The sequence below is a fragment of the Virgibacillus salinus genome, assembly GCF_900102415.1.
GTDB classification, from domain to species: domain Bacteria; phylum Bacillota; class Bacilli; order Bacillales; family Amphibacillaceae; genus Lentibacillus; species Lentibacillus subterraneus.
In genome coordinates, this window is sequence record NZ_FNKD01000001.1 from 506377 (window position 1) to 525146 (window position 18770).

The 18770-nt window shown below is 38.8% G+C and carries 15 protein-coding genes; 9 read left to right on the plus strand and 6 right to left on the minus strand.

The genetic code is table 11. The features are described 5' to 3' along the window. Positions 1 to 408 precede the first annotated feature (408 nt). Both recQ and brnQ read right to left on the minus strand, forming a co-directional pair. Positions 409 to 2556, minus strand: coding sequence for a DNA helicase RecQ (gene recQ, locus BLS02_RS02550; protein WP_092491392.1), 2148 nt, complete (start codon positions 2554 to 2556; stop codon positions 409 to 411). Between the two features lie 142 nt (positions 2557 to 2698). Next, entirely contained in the window at positions 2699 to 3994 is a 1296-nt protein-coding gene (brnQ, locus tag BLS02_RS02555) for a branched-chain amino acid transport system II carrier protein (RefSeq protein ID WP_092491393.1), read from the minus strand. 431 nt (positions 3995 to 4425) lie between these two features. On the opposite strand from brnQ, the gene BLS02_RS02560 reads away from it, so the two are divergent. After that, a complete protein-coding gene (locus tag BLS02_RS02560) occupies positions 4426 to 6276 on the plus strand; it encodes a cation:proton antiporter (protein WP_092491394.1) in 1851 nt (616 codons plus the stop codon). Between the two features lie 83 nt (positions 6277 to 6359). Here BLS02_RS02560 and BLS02_RS02565 read toward each other — a convergent pair whose 3' ends face one another. Continuing rightward, a complete protein-coding gene (locus tag BLS02_RS02565; protein WP_092491395.1) occupies positions 6360 to 6539 on the minus strand; it encodes an SE1832 family protein in 180 nt (59 codons plus the stop codon). A gap of 92 nt (positions 6540 to 6631) precedes the next feature. Between BLS02_RS02565 and BLS02_RS02570 the strand changes: the two genes are divergently transcribed. Next, on the plus strand, positions 6632 to 7489 hold the full coding sequence (locus BLS02_RS02570) for a GNAT family N-acetyltransferase (RefSeq protein ID WP_175559424.1): 858 nt from the start codon (positions 6632 to 6634) through the stop codon (positions 7487 to 7489). Between the two features lie 174 nt (positions 7490 to 7663). Here BLS02_RS02570 and BLS02_RS02575 read toward each other — a convergent pair whose 3' ends face one another. Further along, complete coding sequence (locus BLS02_RS02575) at positions 7664 to 8776, minus strand: AI-2E family transporter (RefSeq protein ID WP_254788708.1); 1113 nt, start codon at positions 8774 to 8776, stop codon at positions 7664 to 7666. A gap of 166 nt (positions 8777 to 8942) precedes the next feature. Here BLS02_RS02575 and BLS02_RS02580 point away from each other — a divergent pair, with 166 nt between their 5' ends. The 6 genes from BLS02_RS02580 (at position 8943) to BLS02_RS02605 (ending at position 15545) form a co-directional block, all read left to right on the plus strand. Beyond that, complete coding sequence (locus BLS02_RS02580) at positions 8943 to 10670, plus strand: phospho-sugar mutase (RefSeq protein WP_092491397.1); 1728 nt, start codon at positions 8943 to 8945, stop codon at positions 10668 to 10670. Between the two features lie 288 nt (positions 10671 to 10958). Beyond that, on the plus strand, positions 10959 to 11717 hold the full coding sequence (locus BLS02_RS02585) for a TerC family protein (RefSeq protein ID WP_092491398.1): 759 nt from the start codon (positions 10959 to 10961) through the stop codon (positions 11715 to 11717). A gap of 20 nt (positions 11718 to 11737) precedes the next feature. Then, positions 11738 to 12097 carry a DUF488 domain-containing protein gene (locus BLS02_RS02590; protein ID WP_092491399.1) on the plus strand — a complete coding sequence of 120 codons (360 nt, stop codon included), beginning with the start codon at positions 11738 to 11740 and terminating at the stop codon, positions 12095 to 12097. Positions 12098 to 12299: 202 nt separating this feature from the next. Further along, positions 12300 to 13478, plus strand: a complete 1179-nt coding sequence (gene chrA, locus BLS02_RS02595) for a chromate efflux transporter (RefSeq protein ID WP_092491400.1) — start codon at positions 12300 to 12302, stop codon at positions 13476 to 13478. Between the two features lie 15 nt (positions 13479 to 13493). Further along, positions 13494 to 13934 carry an OsmC family protein gene (locus BLS02_RS02600; RefSeq protein ID WP_092491401.1) on the plus strand — a complete coding sequence of 147 codons (441 nt, stop codon included), beginning with the start codon at positions 13494 to 13496 and terminating at the stop codon, positions 13932 to 13934. A gap of 216 nt (positions 13935 to 14150) precedes the next feature. Further along, entirely contained in the window at positions 14151 to 15545 is a 1395-nt protein-coding gene (locus tag BLS02_RS02605; RefSeq protein ID WP_092491402.1) for an L-cystine transporter, read from the plus strand. Positions 15546 to 15591: 46 nt separating this feature from the next. On the opposite strand, the gene BLS02_RS18695 is transcribed toward BLS02_RS02605, so the two are convergent. Beyond that, a complete protein-coding gene (locus BLS02_RS18695; RefSeq protein WP_139180753.1) occupies positions 15592 to 15915 on the minus strand; it encodes a hypothetical protein in 324 nt (107 codons plus the stop codon). Between the two features lie 34 nt (positions 15916 to 15949). Next, the gene (locus BLS02_RS02610) at positions 15950 to 17740 is read right to left on the minus strand and encodes a DNA ligase D (protein ID WP_254788736.1); all 1791 of its coding nucleotides are present in this window, start codon (positions 17738 to 17740) and stop codon (positions 15950 to 15952) included. Between the two features lie 115 nt (positions 17741 to 17855). On the opposite strand from BLS02_RS02610, the gene BLS02_RS02615 reads away from it, so the two are divergent. Then, positions 17856 to 18719, plus strand: a complete 864-nt coding sequence (locus BLS02_RS02615; protein ID WP_092491404.1) for a non-homologous end joining protein Ku — start codon at positions 17856 to 17858, stop codon at positions 18717 to 18719. The last annotated feature ends 51 nt before the right edge of the window (positions 18720 to 18770 follow it).

Consider the following 18770-nt stretch of genomic DNA (forward strand, 5'->3'; position numbering starts at 1 on the left):
AGACGTTGCCACAGGAAGTGGCGTGTTTAGTCTGCCTCGATCGCAAAAAAGCTCGCTGTCTCACAGGAGTCTCGCATATTCCAACTGCTGGTTTTAAAGTTTAAAATCCTGTTTTTAATCATCATAATACAACATTTGTTAATATTTAGGACAAAGTGAGCACAATCCAACGCAGGAAATTCACGGAGACTCCTTCCGAGGAAGCTGAAGCGTTGCCTTGGAAAGCGGAGTGTATTTCCGGAGTGGTGTCCCCGCACTCAAGTATTTTTTTACATTACGTAGCAGTTTCTATCAACACAATCGTTTCCCGAGCATTAAAAGTGGCATGTAAAATATAAAATTTATATGCCACTTTTTGTACTTTAGATTCGATTGTAGTAGTGAATCATAGTCGGGAGACAGCGCTACTCAAGCAAGGTTATTTTTCACTAGTACTGCCTTAATTTTCGTATAATCATATCCTTCTGGCAACGATTCTTTTAGGGTCTTCAGTTTGGGCTCATCCATTTCATTATGGGCCTGCATGACTGTTTCTTCTTCATCACTGTTAAAAAATATTTCCCATGCGATTGGATATCCATCTTTAAATGCTTTAAAAACGTGGCCTTCAATCGTTTGCTTGGATAATTCCCGGATAACAGCGATATCCTTTATCAGTTTACCAGCTTGAAACATGGTATAACTAATAATGTGACTTGGACGGTCATCAGCCTGTTTAGTCTTTTTGGGAGCAGTAGACCCGCCCCCGGATATTGGCACAGCTTTTGTCACGTTTGGATTGTCATGGCGCCATTCCTGAACAACAGCAAGAAAGTCAGCACCAAATTGGTCATATTTCTTTTCACCGACACCTTTAATGGAAAGCATATCTTCCTTTGTTTCCGGAAAATAACGGCTTAGTTCTTTTAATGTTGCATCTGAAAACAGTACGTACGGTGGAACGCCTCTCTCGTCAGCCATTTTTTTACGTAATTCTCGCAGCAAAGTAAACAATTCTTCCTGATAATCTGCTTCTTCACCAGCTGGAATCGGCGCTGTGTACATCCATACAGTTCGACTTCCTTTTAAGACATCAACCGAGTTCTGATTTAATTTTATTGTTGGGAATTTACCTTCTTCGGTTGCGAGTAATTGTTCAGCAATTAAAAAATGAATCCATTCGGTTAATTCTTTTTCTGTGTAGGCAGATAATATTCCATAGGTGGAAATCTTATTCAACTGAAAGTCATTTATTTTTTTATCCTTCGATCCTTTTAAAACTTTGGCAGTCATTCCGACGCCAAAACGTTCACCCATTCGCTTTACACAGGACAGAATCATTTGTGCTTCTTCCGTTATATCAGTCCGTTCCTGTCGGTGAAGACAATTACTGCAGCGACCACAAGTTTGGTTCGAGGGATTGTCATTAAAATAATCAAGAATAAAAGATGTTAAACAGCTATGTGTATGGCAATAGTTAATCATTGCCTGTAGCTTGCGGTATTCACTCTGTTTTGCATCATCATCCATGAGTGATTGTTCGATGAGGAATTTTTGCAGCTGAATATCTTGCGGAGAGAATAGCAGAATACAATCACTATGCTCTCCGTCACGACCAGCTCTTCCTGCTTCCTGGTAGTACGATTCTATTGTCATCGGCATCGCGTAATGGATTACAAAGCGCACATTGGATTTGTCGATACCCATCCCAAACGCATTTGTGGCAATCATGATTGTTTTTTCATCATGGATAAATGCGGCTTGTGCCTCTTTGCGCTCGGTTTCAGATAATCCAGCATGATATTTAGCCACTGAAATACCTCTTTTGGTTAATTGATCATATAATGCATCTGTCTGTTTTCGTGTAGCTGCATAAATGATTCCAGATTCATTTTGATGTTCGTCCAAAAAAGATCGAATATAAGTCGGTTTATCTTTACCTTTAACGATATGGAACGACAAATTTTCCCGTTCAAACCCCGTGTTAACAACATGTTCACTTTCTATATTTAATAACGACTGAATATCTGAAATAACCTCTTCAGTCGCAGTTGCGGTTAAACCAATCATTACCGGTATATTAGATAATCGTTTTAAATTGGAAACGATCGAGCGATAACTTGGTCTGAAGTCATGTCCCCATTGCGAAATACAATGTGCCTCATCAAAAGCAATTAACGCTAACTCAATTCGTTTTATAACAGATACGAAAAAAGAAGATTCGAAGCGCTCTGGTGCAACATAAACGAATTTATAACGACCTGCTTCGGTATCTTTCAGACGAGTCTGTTGTTCACTCGCAGAAAGTGAACTATTTATGTAAGTTGCAGCAATTCCCAGTGACTGAAGTGCATCCACCTGATCCTTCATGAGTGAAATTAGTGGTGAAATAATAATAGCTGTTCCATCCAGTGTTAGACCAGGAATCTGGTAGCATAACGACTTACCACCACCAGTTGGCATAACAGCTAATGTATTTTGTTTTGAAGTAATCTTATCAATTGTTTGTTTTTGTCCAGGCCGGAATGTTTCATAGCCAAAATATGTTTGCAGGACTTTTTCTTCTTCAATCATCATGTTTATTCCCCTTTGCTTAATTTATATTAACATATTTTTCGTTGTAAAAAAGAGCTAACAAACCGACAAAGATTGACAAAAAACGGGAAGTGACAGGCACCAAAAAAAAGGCACCAAAAAAGAGCTAACATTTTGTTAGCTCTTAGCTTGAGTAGGAGGGTGCTAGGGTGCCTTTGAAAAGGTATCCGATTATCCCACCGATTATTGCTGGAACGAGCCATCCTAGTCCAAGTTCGAAAAATGGAAGAAATTCCATAGCAGTTGTAATAGCTGGCATTTTTACTCCAAACGCAGCCAGGCCATCGTACAATGAGATAATCCCTGTTAATAGGATCGATCCACGATATACCGCTTTAGATTGATTAAATAATTTTTGTGTATAGGTGAGTAAAATAAGAACGATAGCAATTGGATAAATAAACACAAGTACTGGAACAGAGATACTGATGATAGTGTTCAATCCCTGGTTCGCGGTCAAGAAACTGACTACCGTTACGAGCAGAATGATCCAATTGTAGGAAAAGCGAGTTATTTTTGTGAAAAATTGACCACATGCGACAACAAGCCCCACCGATGTAGTGAAACATGCTAAGGATACGATAATTCCAAGCAGTAAAGCACCAAAGCTGCCAAACATAACATTCGCTGCACTTGATAAAATATCACCGCCGTTAGTATAGTTTCCATCAGCTGCCATCTTGGCACCAATCCAGCCAATAGAACCATATACGGTTACAAGTCCAATTCCAGTGACAATTCCTGCTTTTAACGTAGATTTCACAAGTTCTTTCTGTGATGAAATACCGCGCTCCTTGAATGCATTAACAACGATAATACCAAATGCTAAGGCACCAATTGCATCCATCGTCAGATAACCTTCAACAAAGCCGGCAAAGAAGGGTGATGCTGCATATTTTTCTGTAGGTCCAGCAAATGTGCTGTCTAATAATAAGAACCCGCCGACACATAAAGCTATAATAGCAATTAATAAAATAGGTGTTAAATACTGTCCAATTCGGTCAACCATTTTGGATGGATTCCGGCTAACAATATATACTAATACAAAGAAAATAGTAGTAAATAGAAATAAAGACAGCGTTGAAGCGTTAGTGAAGGGTTCGACACTCATTTCATATGCTACGGTTGAAGCACGTGGAATTCCGAAGAATGGTCCAATTGCTAAATAAACAACAGATATGAAAATAAGTCCAAACATAGGGTGGACGCGATCAGCTAGTTCTCTTGCATCATTATTTACAAACGAAATAGCGGTTACAGCAAGTATCGGTAAGCCAACTCCAGTTATAACAAATCCGGCAATGGCCGCCCAATAGGATGTACCAGATTCAATCCCTAGTGTTGGTGGGTATATTAGATTTCCAGCTCCAAAAAATAATGCAAATAACATAAATCCTATGATAAAAGTGTCTTTATTCATATTTTTCGTTCCTTTCTGCTATGATCTTGTTGGTAATGGATGCAAAAAAACTATTAAATTACGTAATAATCAAAAAAATATTGTGGTGAAAAATTCGAAAAATAGTTTAAAGCAAAATAATTCTAACAAGGTAGATAACCACTGTCAATGTTTTATATGAGTGAGTTCTTACATTTCTGTGAAACCTAATTTGTATAAGTTGAGAATTGTAATATCGCAAGCTCTCGAATTAAAATTGTTTACATTCAATCGTTACCCATTTAGAATAACTTATTATTGACTTTGTTAGCAGTTAAGAAAGTATAAATACTTTCTTACTGCATAAGTGCAACTAAAGCTTAACTATATTAAGGCTTGCACTCCAAAGTATAAGGGGTTCTACGAAAGCAAAGTAAGCTTTCATAAGCAAAATCTAAGTTAGGGGGTCTGATATGGTTGCATCTATACTTTCTGAAATAATGCTTATAGGTCTTTTAGGGATTGGGTCTCAATGGGTTGCATGGCGCTATCGAATGCCAGCAATTGTAGTAATGTCCATTACTGGCTTATTGGTAGGTCCAGTATTTGGATTCATGAATCCTGAACAAGACTTTGGAGATTTATATAAACCAATTATTTCTGTAGCTGTAGCAATTATCCTGTTCGAGGGAAGTTTGAACTTGAGCTTCAAGGAAATTCGAGGACTGGGACGACCGGTATTTCGAATTTCAACTGCCGGAGCATTTATTGCTTGGATTCTTGGGTCGTTGACTGCTCATTATATTGCCGGCTTGTCGTGGGCTGTTGCATTTGTTATTGGCGGTTTGTTCATTGTGACAGGTCCGACTGTTATTATGCCATTGCTGCGCCAGTCAAAACTGAAGCCAAGGCCTGCAAAAATCCTGAAATGGGAAGGCATTATTGTTGATCCAATTGGTGCACTGCTCGCAGTGTTTGCCTTTGAAATTATTGCCTTTCTGACTTCGACTAATCCTGATGGTTCAGCGCTGCTATTATTCTTCGCAGCATCTGTATTTGCTGCAATATTAGGTTGGGCATGTGGCCGTGGAATGGGTTGGATGTTCGAAACGGGAAATATTCCGGAGTTTTTAAAATCACCGGCTGTGTTTATCGTTGTTATATTTAGTTTTACATTAGCTGATGAGGTTATGCATGAGACAGGATTACTCGCTGTAACAGCTATGGGTATGACCCTGGCGAATATTGGAATAAGTTCAGTCGCAGACATGCGTCACTTTAAGGAAAACATTTCGATATTATTAATTTCCGCAATTTTTATTATGCTTACCGCTTCATTACAAGTAGAAACGTTACTGAAAGTATTCGATCCACACATTATCGGATATGTGATATTAATGATGTTCGTAGTTCGTCCAATATCAATTTTCCTATCAACAATTGGCACAGATTTATCATTAAATGAAAAATTACTGCTCGGCTGGATTGCTCCAAGAGGAATTGTTGCACTGACAGTTTCTAGTTATTTTGCTTCTATTTTGGGTGGAGCAGGATATGAGGATGCGTCCCTTATTACGACACTCACATTTGCATTAGTATTTTTCACCGTTGTAGCACATGGGTTCACAATACGTTGGACGGCCAGAAAGCTCCATCTTTCAATGGAGGGAAGGCCTGGTACGTTAATTGTGGGTAGTAATAAGTTTACGATAAATCTCGCTAAATCACTTAAAGAACAGAAAGCACCAGTCCTTATTGTGGATTCATCATGGGAACGGTTAAGATTGGCCCGTGAAGCGGGAATAGCATTTTATCATGGAGAAATGCTGTCAGAGCAAACGGAATATCATTTAGATACAATCCCTTATGATTACTTAATTGCAGCAACTGATTTCCACTCGTATAATGCACTTGTTTGTACAACGTTTATACCAGAATATGGTCGCACGAATGTATTTAAAATCAGTCCTTATAATCTGGTTGATAGCGATGTGAACAGCACTGTTGATAAGGTGGGTGGAAGAATACTGTTTAAAGAGGATGTATCAAAAGAGGAATTAACGAATAAAATCTCAAGCCATTATAAATTTCGGCAGACCGCAATTACCGATCAATATAAATATAAACAATATTTAGAGGAAAAAGAAGATGAGACAATTCTCCTGTATATCATTAAGCCATCTGGTCAAATTAAGTTTTACTCAGAAGAAATGAGAGTGACACCAGAAAACGGAGATATAGTAGTCAGTCTGACCCCACCAGTAAAAGAAATCAAAAAAATACGCGAACGACTCGAAAATCAACGCGACGGAAACGGAAAGTAGTAGTGGTGGTGCCTGTCACTTCCCGTTTTATGTCGAATAATATTAACTAAAAAACAGGGCTGTCAGTAGACAGCCCTGTTTGCTTAATTTATTTCTTCCAACTTACGATTAAACTCAGCTAATTGTTTCTCTATTTGAATCAGTTGCTTTTCACCCTTCGAAGTATTTACTCCGAAAGATGTTGCTTTTTCAAGATCCCCTTGAATACGGATATAGTCTGACTTCAATTCTGCGATTTCCGCTTCAATTTCTTTTTTAGTCATGAATATCACTCCCCATTATCAGTTTAGCTGAAATGGTCTTTACAAAACAAGAAATTAAATTAGTATTATTTATATCAAAGGAGGCTCTTAATATGGATGTGAAGTTTGAACCATCTCTTGAAAATTATAAAGATAATGTTGAGTCGCTGCTGCTGGAAAGAGAAGCATCAAATAATCTAATGCTCGGGATTCTGGACCGGCTTACCAATGATAGCGATTCCTATAAAAAAGGATTTCATTTAGGCTTAGTCGAAGTAGATGGCGAACCAATATATGCATTTATGCAGACTTCAACGAATAACTGGATACTTGCTGACATTGACTATGTACATAATAATGTTATTCGTAAGGTCGCAGCATTTCTTTGTGAGAGTAGAGTAAGTGTTCCTGGAGTATTGGGTCCGACTAAGGAAGCGGGAACTTTTAGGAATGAATGGGAAAGCCTGACGCAAACACAGGCAACTATCAAAATGAGGCAATTAATATATCAGCTTGATCAAGTGAATACATTTCCAGAGATAGAAGGGCAGTTGCGTGAAGCTAAACCCCAAGACCGTCCTCTCGTTAAAAATTGGCTAATCCAATTTGGTGTAGCAGCAAGTGAAAATATCTCTGAGGATGATGCTGATCAAATGGCTCAATCGTTTATATACAATCGGACGCTTTATTTCTGGGTGGTAGAGGGTATTCCTGTTTCCATGGTTAATCGGTCAAGAAAAACGAAGAATGGTGCAACACTGAATGCAGTCTTTACCCCAGATGAATGGAAAAGAAATGGATATGCAACTGCCGCTGTAGCGAAATTAACAGAAAAACTGCTAGAAGATGGCTTTCAGTTTTGCAGTTTATACACGGATTTAGCCAATTCAACTTCTAACCGTATTTATAAAAAGATAGGCTATTATGAAGTAGGCTCCTCAATTGTATATAATTTTAACACTAGGCTCTGACACCGCCCGCGGAAATAGATTTCGCTTTCTGCGGGCTGCTGGCGAGCCTCCTCGTGCTGCGCACTGCGGGTCTCGCCGATGCCTTTCCTCCCGCAGGAGTCTCCATGTAATCCTCCGCCTAAAAAAAGTAGCAAGGGGTTTATTCCATGCTACTTTTTACATAAACAATCCTAATTAAATTAATGCATCATCCTGATTAACTTTTGAATCCTGATATGTTTTATAAAAGTGAACAATGATGGTTTTTACTACTGCATAGAACGGTACTGCAAAAAGGATTCCCAGAAAACCTGCAATGCTTCCAGCAGCTAGGATTAAGGTGATAACAGTTAATGGATGCAGTTTTAGTGCACGTCCCATCACATTTGGTGACACAAAGTTACCTTCGATTTGTTGTGCAATAATCATTACAACTGCTACCCATACTGCCACCATTGGGTCCTGAAAAAAGCCAACGATAATAGCCGGGATAACAGCAAGAAATGGTCCGAGAAATGGAATAACGCACATAATCATACCAAATAACGCCAAGGTTAACGCATATTCCAGGTTAATTATTAAATAACCTATAAATAGCAAAACACCAATACAAAAGCTGACAATTAACTGACCTTGAATGTAAGAAGTTAATGCGTCATCGATTTTGTGCATTAACGCACGAATGTTTTCAGCCTTCTTCTTTTCAAAGATTTGCGTCATAAATGGTGCGAATCTTTCGCCATCTTTTAACATGAAAAACAAGAAGAACGGTACAAGCACTAATGCAAAAACAAATCCAATTAGCTGACCGACAAAACCAAATATAAATGACATCGCAGACTCAATGTGTGATTGTAAGTTTGACATAAAATCATTAATGGTGTTATTCACTTCTGGAGGTATCAGATTTTGGTTGGCCTGCCAGTATGTTATGATATCCTCAGCGCCAGAAACCATTTTAGGTATATTATCAATCAGATTTGAGAATTGTTTTTGGGCAATTGGTACAATATAAGTAGAAATTAAAAATCCAAGTAAAATTAAGAGCAGAAATACAATGATTATGGAAAACACACGATTAATTTTGTATTTCTCTAAAAAATGCATTACAGGTTTTGTTAAATAAAAGAGGATACCAGCGCCTACAATAGGTACAGCTACGGCGCCCATATATTTAAAGATAGGATCGAAAATAAAATCGGTGACAGAAATAAGTAAGATTAATAGAAAGATAAGTATAAACATAGTTAATATTTGAAACCAACGTTTGTCGAGCACCATAATCACAACTTTCTTTTTAAATTTCATTATTCTCTATTCTAACTGTTTATGGCAATAATAGGAAGCTTACTTCACTATTTTCACCTGAAGCGGATCCGAATAAACGTAAACTTTCATAGAGAAATAGAATATGGGCACAAAGTATGCTAGAATTTGAGCAAATGTATTCGTTAGAAGAGGGGGATTACACCTTATGGATAATTGGAAAACAGCATATGAAAAATGGAGAACGTTTCAGCATCTTGAACCATCATTAAAAAAAGAACTGGAAGATATTAAAGATAATAAATCGCTAGAAGATGCGTTTTATAAAGAATTAACTTTTGGTACTGGTGGTATGCGCGGGTTACTGGGTCCTGGCATCAACCGCATGAATATTTATACAGTTCGAAAAGCCGTGAATGGACTTGTTAATTACTTAAAAGTAAATTGTGTGAACGTTAGAGACCGAGGTGTAGTTGTCTCCTATGACTCCAGGTATATGTCTAAAGAATTTGCACTGGAAACAGCGAAAGTGCTTGGTGATTTTGGCATAAAGGCGCATGTATTTAATACATTGCACCCGACACCAGTTCTGTCATTTGCTGTGCGCTACCTCGGAGCAGTCGCTGGAGTAATGATCACCGCTAGTCACAACCCGCCTGAATATAATGGGTTTAAAGTTTACAATGAGGATGGGGGTCAAATTACTCCTGAGGAAGCAAGTGACATCACTGCTGCAATACAAAAAGCAGATGATGAATTGACTATTCCGTACATGGAAGAGAGTGAGCTAAAGGAAAGAGAGTTACTTTCATGGATTGGCAGTGAAATTGATAATGCTTATTTGGAATGCTTAGAGCAAATTTCCAATTTAAATGCGGATGAGCGTAACCAGGATAAAGAGTTGCAAATCGTATTCACTCCCTTACATGGAACAGCTTATGATTTAGTGATGAAAGGTCTGCAGCAATTAAACTTTAATCAGGTGGAAGTTGTGAAAGCACAAGCTGAACCAGATCCGGAATTCTCAACCGTTGAGTCACCTAACCCGGAGGAACACCAGGCATTTAGTATGGCTATTGAGCTTGGGAAACAATCGGGTGCGGATATTCTAATCGGTACAGATCCTGATGCAGACCGATTAGGGGTTGCTGTCAGAAATGATGCCGGAGAATATAATGTTCTCACTGGAAACCAGTTGGGGTCATTATTATTGGACTATATTCTGTCACATAGTGAACAGGCATTACTGGCAAATGGCCGTATGATAAAAACAATTGTGACATCAGAGCTAGGTCGGAAAATTGCAGATTATTATGGCGTGAAGACAATTGATACATTAACCGGGTTTAAATTTATCGGTGAAAAAATTCGCCAATTCGATGCAACAGGTGAAACATTTGTATTCGGTTATGAAGAGAGTTACGGCTATTTGATAAGTAGTTTTGCACGCGATAAAGACGCTGTCCAGGCAGCGGTACACGCAAGTGAAATGGCTTATTTTTGGAAAAAACAAGGGAAAACGCTGCATGCTGCGTTAGATGAACTCTATGAAAGACACGGGTATTACTTGGAAGGGATGTCTTCTTTAACATTTAAAGGAAAAGAGGGTTCCGAAAAAATCGCTGCTATTATGAAAACCATTCGAAAAGAGCCGCTTACTGAAATAGCAGGTTTACAAGTCCAGCAAATCGAGGACTATGATTCTGGCGAGCGGACAATATTAGGAAGTGAGCAATCGATTGAACAAATTGATCTGCCACAAGAAAACGTGGTCAAATATAAGCTAGAAAAAGATAGCTGGGTCTGTTTACGACCATCTGGAACTGAACCGAAAATTAAATGTTACTTTGGTGTATGCGGTTCTAGTAAACAGGAAAGCGATGGTCGCCTGGCTGCATTGAAGACACATATGGATGAAGTAATAGATCAGATTTAAGAATACTTTTTGCCAAAAAGGGTATTGTATAAGAAACGATATATGTAATGGTAAAGTAGATAACGAATCTAATAGTTGACATTTAGCGAAGGAAAAGGTTTAATTTAAGTAACATAATATTCCTAAAGGGGAGTAGCTGGACAATTATAGCCGTCATTTCGAGATAGTATCTCCGGCTTAATTGGCAACGTGCGTTGTTAGCGAGACCTTTACCATTAACAGGGTAAGGGTCTTTTGTAATTGGTTCTTACCTGTTGGTGAGGACCATTTTTTTGAGGAGAGATTTAATTGGATATACAGCTATTAATCGAGTATTTATGGGTATTAGTAATATTAATCGGTCTTGAGGGTCTCTTGGCTGCGGATAATGCATTAGTGTTAGCAATAATGGTGAAACATTTACCACCCAAAAAACGTAAAAAAGCATTATTTTACGGACTTGCAGGGGCATTTGTTTTACGATTTGGCTCATTATTTATTATCTCGTTTCTAGTTGATGTATGGCAAGTACAAGCTTTAGGCGCAGCATACCTGCTATTCATTTCCATCAAGCATTTATATGACAAGCTATGGTCTAAAAAGGAAGAAAAGAAACCGAAAGAAGAAGGCAGTGGCTTCTGGATGACAGTTGTAAAGGTAGAATTTGCCGACCTGGCATTTGCGGTAGATTCTATTCTGGCAGCGGTAGCACTTGCAGTTGCTTTACCACCAACAGGTTGGACAAACGTAGGTAGTCTTGACGGTGGACAGTTTGCAGTAGTGCTTGCCGGTGGTATGATTGGTCTGATCATTATGCGATTCGCTGCAAATGTATTTGTTGAATTACTGAATAAACGGCCTGGCCTTGAAATAGCCGCATTTGTAATTGTCGGTTGGGTAGGTGTGAAACTAGCATTAATTGTATTTGCACATCCTGACATTGCTTGGATTCCACACGACTTCCCGCATTCTACAATATGGAAACTGATTTTCTACGCAGTGTTAGTTGCTATTGCAGCTAGCGGCTGGTTTATGTCAGGTAAGAAAGAGGTAGAGGAAAAGGAGTAAATTCATAAAGGAGTATTTCAATGCCTGTACAAATGAAGCGAATTTATGAAAAAGTTGAAAAAAATGATGGTGTACGCGTGTTGGTAGATCGCGTCTGGCCACGGGGTATGTCAAAAGAGGATGCTCATCTGGATCATTGGATGAAGGAAGTTGGACCATCGAATGAATTGCGTAAATGGTTTGGACATGACCCTGATAAATATGATGCATTCAAAAAGAAATATAAAGAAGAACTCAAGAACGGTGACCAGCAGGAAGAACTCCAAAAACTAAAAGAACTAACAAAACAGTATAACAAAAATCTGACATTATTATTTGCGGCAAAAGATGAACAATATAATCAGGCACGCGTTCTAAAAGAAATACTGGACCGGCAGTAAGCGAAAATCCTCACTATTAGTTTAGTGGGGATTTTTGGATCTTAAGACAGTATGAGATACTTTCTTATTACATAAGTGCAATTAAGGCTTTTGCTATTAGTGACCTGGCGACAAGTTTTTTAGTTAAATTTATGTAAATTTTATCGCTTATTCCCAGTAAATGTGTTATTTTATAAGGAAAATAAATGCTGGAGGGGCAGATATGAAGAAAAAACGCTCACTGATTGAAATTTTAGGTGCATCGTTAAAGCTTGGACTTACTTCGTTCGGTGGCCCGGTCGCACACCTAGGTTATTTTAAAGAAGAATACATAGATAAACGAAAATGGATTGATGACAAAACCTATGCAGATATAATTGCTTTATGTCAATTTCTTCCTGGCCCTGCAAGTAGTCAAGTAGGGATTGCAATCGGCATGCTGCGTGGCGGTTTCTTAGGTGGTGTAGTCTCGTGGCTGGGATTTACAATACCATCTGTTATTGTGCTTGTAATGTTTGCGCTATTATATCAGACTTTTTCATTGGAAGGTGCTGCTTGGATTGGGAGTTTGAAAATTGTAGCGGTCGCAGTTGTCGCCCATGCTGTGATTGGTCTCGGTAAAAAGTTAACACCAGATCAACCGAGAATAGCGGTGGCATTAATTGCAGCAATGGTTATGCTGTTATTTCCGTCAGCAATTGTACAAATCTCAGTGATTATTGGTGCGGCAATTTTAGGTTATTTTCTTTTTTCGAAACATGCTGATTCAAAGGTGCAGCCTTTTCCCGTTTCAATTACAAAACAACAAGGTATTATTTCGATATCGGTTTTAGTTTTATTATTAATCTTTTTACCAATTCTTTCGCAAACTGCTTCAAACATATATCTTTCTATATTTGATACATTCTTCCGTGTTGGAGCTATCGTTTTTGGTGGGGGTCATGTTGTACTACCATTGCTGGAGCAGGAAGTCGTTCCGAATGGCCTATTATCAAGTAGTGAATTCTTGGCAGGGTACGGTATGGCTCAAGCGGTTCCAGGACCTTTATTTACATTCGCAAGTTATTTAGGAACGATGATTAGTGGGGTTGCCGGTGCTATTGTTGCAACGGTTGCTATCTTTTTGCCGTCATTCCTATTAATTGTTGGTGCACTTCCTTTTTTAAGTGAATTACGTAAACGTTCAAGTTTTCAAGGGATCCTAACTGGTGTCAATGCAAGTGTGGTTGGAATTTTACTTGCAGCACTCTATGATCCAGTTTTTACGAGTTCGATCAATAACGGAGCTGACTTCGGACTTGCCGCAATCCTATTTGGGCTGCTCCATTTCTGGAAAACACCTGCGTGGCTAATCGTAATTATTGGTGTTATAGTTGGAACTGGTATAAGTTATATTCTTTAAACTTGAGGTGATTTGATGGCTGAGCATCATTTTCAATTAAAAGCAGACTGGCCTGGTGGACGGAATAGTACAGGATCTATTGAAGCCGGGAACCTACAAACGAAAGTATCAATTCCACCCGAAATGGATGGTCCTGGAATAGGTACGAACCCCGACGAGATGCTGTTAGGTGCAGCTGCAACGTGCTATCTGATTACATTAGCGGCTATGATTGAGCGTACCAAACTTCCATTAAAGGAAATGGGACTTGAATCAGAAGGCATTGTTGACGTGACAAATGGCATCATTACTTATAAAAAAATCATCCACAAGCCAACAGTTGCACTACAGGAAAATGCAGCGGAAACGGATTATAAGAAACTGCATAAGCTGGTTGAAAAAGCAGAAACAAGCTGTATGATTTCACGTGCACTAAAAGGAAATGTTGAAATAGAATTACAAGCAGATATAACGTAGCAAGGTCGCATTTTGTGGCCTTGTTATTTTTTTGTTTCGATAACACTAGTAATTCATCTCTTGACAATTTATTCCGTACAATTGTATAGTATTAAAACATACTATTTTGATGGGAATAATATATATTAATGTGTATCGTTTTTCTATGCGCCATCATATAATGATGCTACAAGCATAAAGAACAATAAACACAAAAAGGATAAAGGAGGAATTATCGTGGACTTAGCATATATTTTAGTGAATATCGCGGCATTAGCAGCAATCATTGGACTACTTATTTACATGCAAAAGAAACATTTTTCATTTAGTAAACGTGTGTTCACAGGTTTGGGACTTGGTATCGTATTAGGTGCCATTCTACAGGCTGTATACGGTGCAGGGTCGGAAGTGTTATCACAGACAACCGAGTGGTATAACATTGTAGGCAGGGGATATATTAGCTTATTAATGATGATTGTCGTACCTCTGGTTATGGTCTCAATTATTCAATCGATAATTAATTTGGAAAAAGGTTCAGAACTTGGGAAAATGGCAGGTTGGATTATTGGTATCTTAGTGGGAACCGCAATGATAGCAGCACTTGTAGGGATAGGAAGTGCCGCAATATTTGACTTAAATGCTAGTGAAATTGAGGCAGGTCAAGCAGAAAACGATCGAGGAACTATGCTGGAATCAAGATTAGGTGATATAGAGGATCTATCTACACCTGAAAAAATTCTAAGCTTTATCCCGTCAAACATATTCCTGGATATGACGCAACAACGATCTACATCTGTAATTGCAGTTGTAATATTCTCGATAATAATCGGGATCGCCGTTCTCGGTTTACGAAGAAAAAATCCGGAACAAGCAGAAATGTTTACGAAAATAATGAACTCGATATATGCAGTGGTTATGCGAATTGTAACGCTGGTTTTACGGTTAACACCATTTGGTATACTCGCATTAATGGCAAATACAGTAGCAAACACAGATGTCGCTGGGATTATGGAGCTAGGTAAGTTTGTTATTGCTTCATATGTTGCATTAGCCGTCATGTTTATCATCCATCTTGTTATGGTAGGCGTATTCGGTTTGAATCCAATGACATACTTGAGAAAAGTGTTGCCAGTACTTGGCTTTGCATTTACTTCACGCTCAAGTGCTGGGACAATTCCGCTAAATATTCAAGCGCAACGAAACTCACTTGGTGTTGATTCTGGGATTGCCAATATGTCTGCATCCTTTGGTGCTACGATTGGGCAAAATGGTTGTGCAGGAATCTACCCAGCCATGTTAGCTGTTATGATTGCACCATCAGTTGGAATCGATCCGTTTACACCAGGATTTATCACGCAATTAGTGCTAATCATAGGTATTAGTTCATTTGGAGTAGCAGGTGTAGGTGGTGGCGCAACATTCGCCGCATTAATAGTACTATCATCAATGGGTCTGCCGGTCGCATTAGCCGGACTATTAATTTCAATTGAAGCACTAATCGACATGGGTCGTACCGCATTGAATGTAAATGATTCGATGCTTTCAGGTACCTTAACATCACGTATAATGAAAAAATTAAACCTGAAAACCTTTAACGATAAAACAGCAATCGAACAAGAAACATCACTATAATTTTAAAAATAGTCGTTCCAGACTGGGGGCGACTATTTTTATTGCTTCAAAAGGGTCTTAACTCGAGCGAGCTGGAGTCAAAGTCGAGCGACAACACGTCAAACTCGAGCGAGCCAGAGCCAAACTCGAGCGAAACCACGCCAAACTCGAGCGACATCACACCAAAGTCGAGCGAAACCACGCCAAACTCGAGCGACAACACGCCAAACTCGAGCGACATCACACCAAAGTCGAGCGACATCACACCAAAGTCGAGCGACACCACGTCAAACTCGAGCGAACCAGAGCCAAACTCGAGCGACAACACATCAAACTCGAGCGACAACACGCCAAAGTCGAGCGACAACACGCCAAACTCGAGCGACAGCACCTCAAACTCGAGCGATCAAACACTCCAACCAAGATTACCTCACCACAAGCCCCAAGATTTTATCCATTACTTGCGTTTTACCCACTTCAAAATAACGATCGAACGGGCATCCGTCCCTCTTCACACGTTCAACAACATTAGCAATTGTATACGAATCAGGCGTGAGTCCTTCCTTAACTTCTTCCCAAAATAATGGTGCTGAAACTGTTGCATCATCTCTTTTCCGTGGTGAATATGGGGCAATTAATGTTTTGTCTTTGCCATGCTGTAAATAATCAATATACAGGCGGTCTCCTCTGTTTTTCTTGAGTCGTTCAGTAGTAAATAAATCAGGGTGTTCCTTTTCAATTGTCCAGGCGATTGCTTGGGTGAAAACCCCTGTCTGATCATACGTCATGCTTTCGTTCGGGATAGGAATGTGTATTTGCAGCCCTTTTCCGCCAGATGTTTTAACAAATGAAACTAATTCAAGGTTATCAAGCAATTGTTTCAGTATATTGGCAGCCTTAATAGCTAGTGGAAATGCCTCTCTGTCAGGTGGATCCAAGTCGAAAGCTATTTCCGTTGGGGTGTCATTGTCAGCCGATTGAAATGGAATATGAAATTCAACTGCTCCATGATTAGCAAACCACAATAATGAATTCAATGAATCACAAATAAAGAACTCCTCATCCTCAATAAAGACACTTTTAATAAAGGATGGTGCGTAATCGGGTAGATGTTTTTGAAAAAAATATTCCTTATGTACTCCATCAGGACAGCGAATAACTGTTAAACGTCGATCTTTGAGAAAAGGCAGCATGTAAGGAGAAATTTCCCGTATGTAAACAAGTAAATCACCTTTTGTCATATCAGCCTGTGGCCAGAAAATTTTATCTGTATTTGTAAGTTCAACTATATTAGGAGGTAATGTGATATCGAGCTTTAATTTATTTAATGTGCAATCGGTGGCTTCCATACTTGGCAGTATCTGATTAAACTCGGGCTCTCGTAACTCACTTTTAAATAAGTCTAACGTATTAATCTCAGCACATATTGCAGGTGGCAGTCTGAATCCATCACCTTCTTTTGCCCCATTTGAGCGAAATAGATCTTTCAAAGTATAAGATTCCTCGTCATCCAGCCCATGCTTACATTTGCCAATAGAAAGAACTTCATCATGATCAAAAACACAAACAGTAAAATAGTCATTTTTAGTATTATAAAAAGTTAAAAACCCATTAATTTTGCGCCAGTTTTTGATTTTAAACCAATCGTTATGCTTCTTTTTATCTCCGTATACGCTATTCAAACGCTTAGCGACTATGCCTTCACTTTTATAGTCAAATACCTTCGCCCACAATTCATCTGCATCATTTGTAAAAGGTACATAACGTAACAGGCTCTCAAACTGTCCCTTGTCAAAAATGACAGCAAGCTTTTTTTTACGTTCAGCAAACTCTTCGTTGACTAGTGATTCACCCTCATATTCCAGTAAATCAAACGCCATAAAGCTTGCTGGACGAGTTGCAGCAGCATTTTCGATTGGTTCTTTATTTTTAAGACGTCCACGCTTTTGAATCCAGGAAAAATTGGCCTGGTATTCATTATTCAAAACAACCAATTCACCATCAACTCGGAGTGGAAGGGAATCCTCAATTGACGATTGCTTGGCCAGGCAAGCCATAATGATCTCTGGAAAATTTGCAGTAAGATCTGTATCGTTCCTGCTTATTAAACGGATAGTCTCTTTCTCCCAATGAAGAACACAGCGAAATCCATCATACTTTACTTCATAAACCCACTCAGTCCCGGTCGGAATTTGCTCACTGGCATTTGGCTTCATTATATTCACGGCTAACACACTCCTTTATATTAATGTTGCTCATACAATAGAAAAATATCAAAAGGATAAAAAAAATCTATGGCGGTACACTATGGTAAAAAGGGAGGTTATGATAATGCACACGATGTGGAAGGGAACCATCAGCTTCGGACTTGTGAACATCCCTGTAAAGATGCATGCTGCGACCGAAAATAAAGACGTGAAATTACGACAGCTTCATAAAGAATGTCAATCTCCGATAAAGTATGAACGTACATGTCCAGTATGTGACCGAGAGATTGAAAATGATGAAATTGTAAAAGCGTATGAATATGCCAAAAACAAATTTGTTGTTCTGGATGATGAAGAGCTGGAAAACTTAAAGAAGGAACAGGCTGATAAGGCCGTAGAAATTGTTGACTTTGTAAAATTAGAAGAAATAGACCCAATTTATTTTGAAAAAAGTTATTTCCTATCACCGAGTGAAGGTGGAGGCAAGGCATACAGTCTGCTGCGTTCTGCACTTGAGGACACAGGGAAAATCGGAATTGCTAAAATGATTATACGCTCAAAAGAACAACTAGCGGTTATCCGTATTTATCAGAACACACTTGTAGTGGAAACAATACATTTTCCAGATGAAGTTCGTAATGTCCAGGACGTGCCAAATGTTCCAGAAGAAGCCGATACACCAAAGAAAGAGCTGGATACGGCCAAAATGCTAATTGATCAATTAACGACAACCTTTGATCCAGAAAAATATAAAGATGAATACCGTTCCGCTTTATTAGATCTAATCGAGGAAAAGAAAAATCAGGAAGAAGTTACAACTGCAAAAGACAAGCCGAAGCCTGAGAAAGCAACTAATTTAATGGACGCACTGCAGGCTTCACTCGATCGTACTCAGGAAAATGAGCAAAAAAAGACAAAAGAAAAGTCGAAAAAGAAACCAGAACCAAAGACTAAAACGTCAACACAAAAGAAAAAGACGGCTAAATAAAATGAGCATGTCACCTATCCTATAAGGAAGGGGCATGTTTCTTTTTAGCAG

Excerpts from the sequence above, each read along its gene's own strand:
- BLS02_RS02565 (WP_092491395.1), bottom strand. The coding sequence starts at position 6,539 with ATGACTAAAAAAGAAATTGAAGCGGAAATCGCAGAATTGAAGTCAGAC.
- recQ (WP_092491392.1), bottom strand. The coding sequence starts at position 2,556 with ATGATGATTGAAGAAGAAAAAGTCCTGCAAACATATTTTGGCTATGAA.
- BLS02_RS02560 (WP_092491394.1), top strand. The coding sequence starts at position 4,426 with ATGGTTGCATCTATACTTTCTGAAATAATGCTTATAGGTCTTTTAGGG.
- BLS02_RS02575 (WP_254788708.1), bottom strand. The coding sequence starts at position 8,776 with ATGAAATTTAAAAAGAAAGTTGTGATTATGGTGCTCGACAAACGTTGG.
- brnQ (WP_092491393.1), bottom strand. The coding sequence starts at position 3,994 with ATGAATAAAGACACTTTTATCATAGGATTTATGTTATTTGCATTATTT.
- chrA (WP_092491400.1), top strand. The coding sequence starts at position 12,300 with ATGAAGAAAAAACGCTCACTGATTGAAATTTTAGGTGCATCGTTAAAG.
- BLS02_RS02615 (WP_092491404.1), top strand. The coding sequence starts at position 17,856 with ATGCACACGATGTGGAAGGGAACCATCAGCTTCGGACTTGTGAACATC.
- BLS02_RS02570 (WP_175559424.1), top strand. The coding sequence starts at position 6,632 with ATGGATGTGAAGTTTGAACCATCTCTTGAAAATTATAAAGATAATGTT.
- BLS02_RS02590 (WP_092491399.1), top strand. The coding sequence starts at position 11,738 with ATGCCTGTACAAATGAAGCGAATTTATGAAAAAGTTGAAAAAAATGAT.
- BLS02_RS02600 (WP_092491401.1), top strand. The coding sequence starts at position 13,494 with ATGGCTGAGCATCATTTTCAATTAAAAGCAGACTGGCCTGGTGGACGG.
- BLS02_RS02610 (WP_254788736.1), bottom strand. The coding sequence starts at position 17,740 with ATGAAGCCAAATGCCAGTGAGCAAATTCCGACCGGGACTGAGTGGGTT.
- BLS02_RS02580 (WP_092491397.1), top strand. The coding sequence starts at position 8,943 with ATGGATAATTGGAAAACAGCATATGAAAAATGGAGAACGTTTCAGCAT.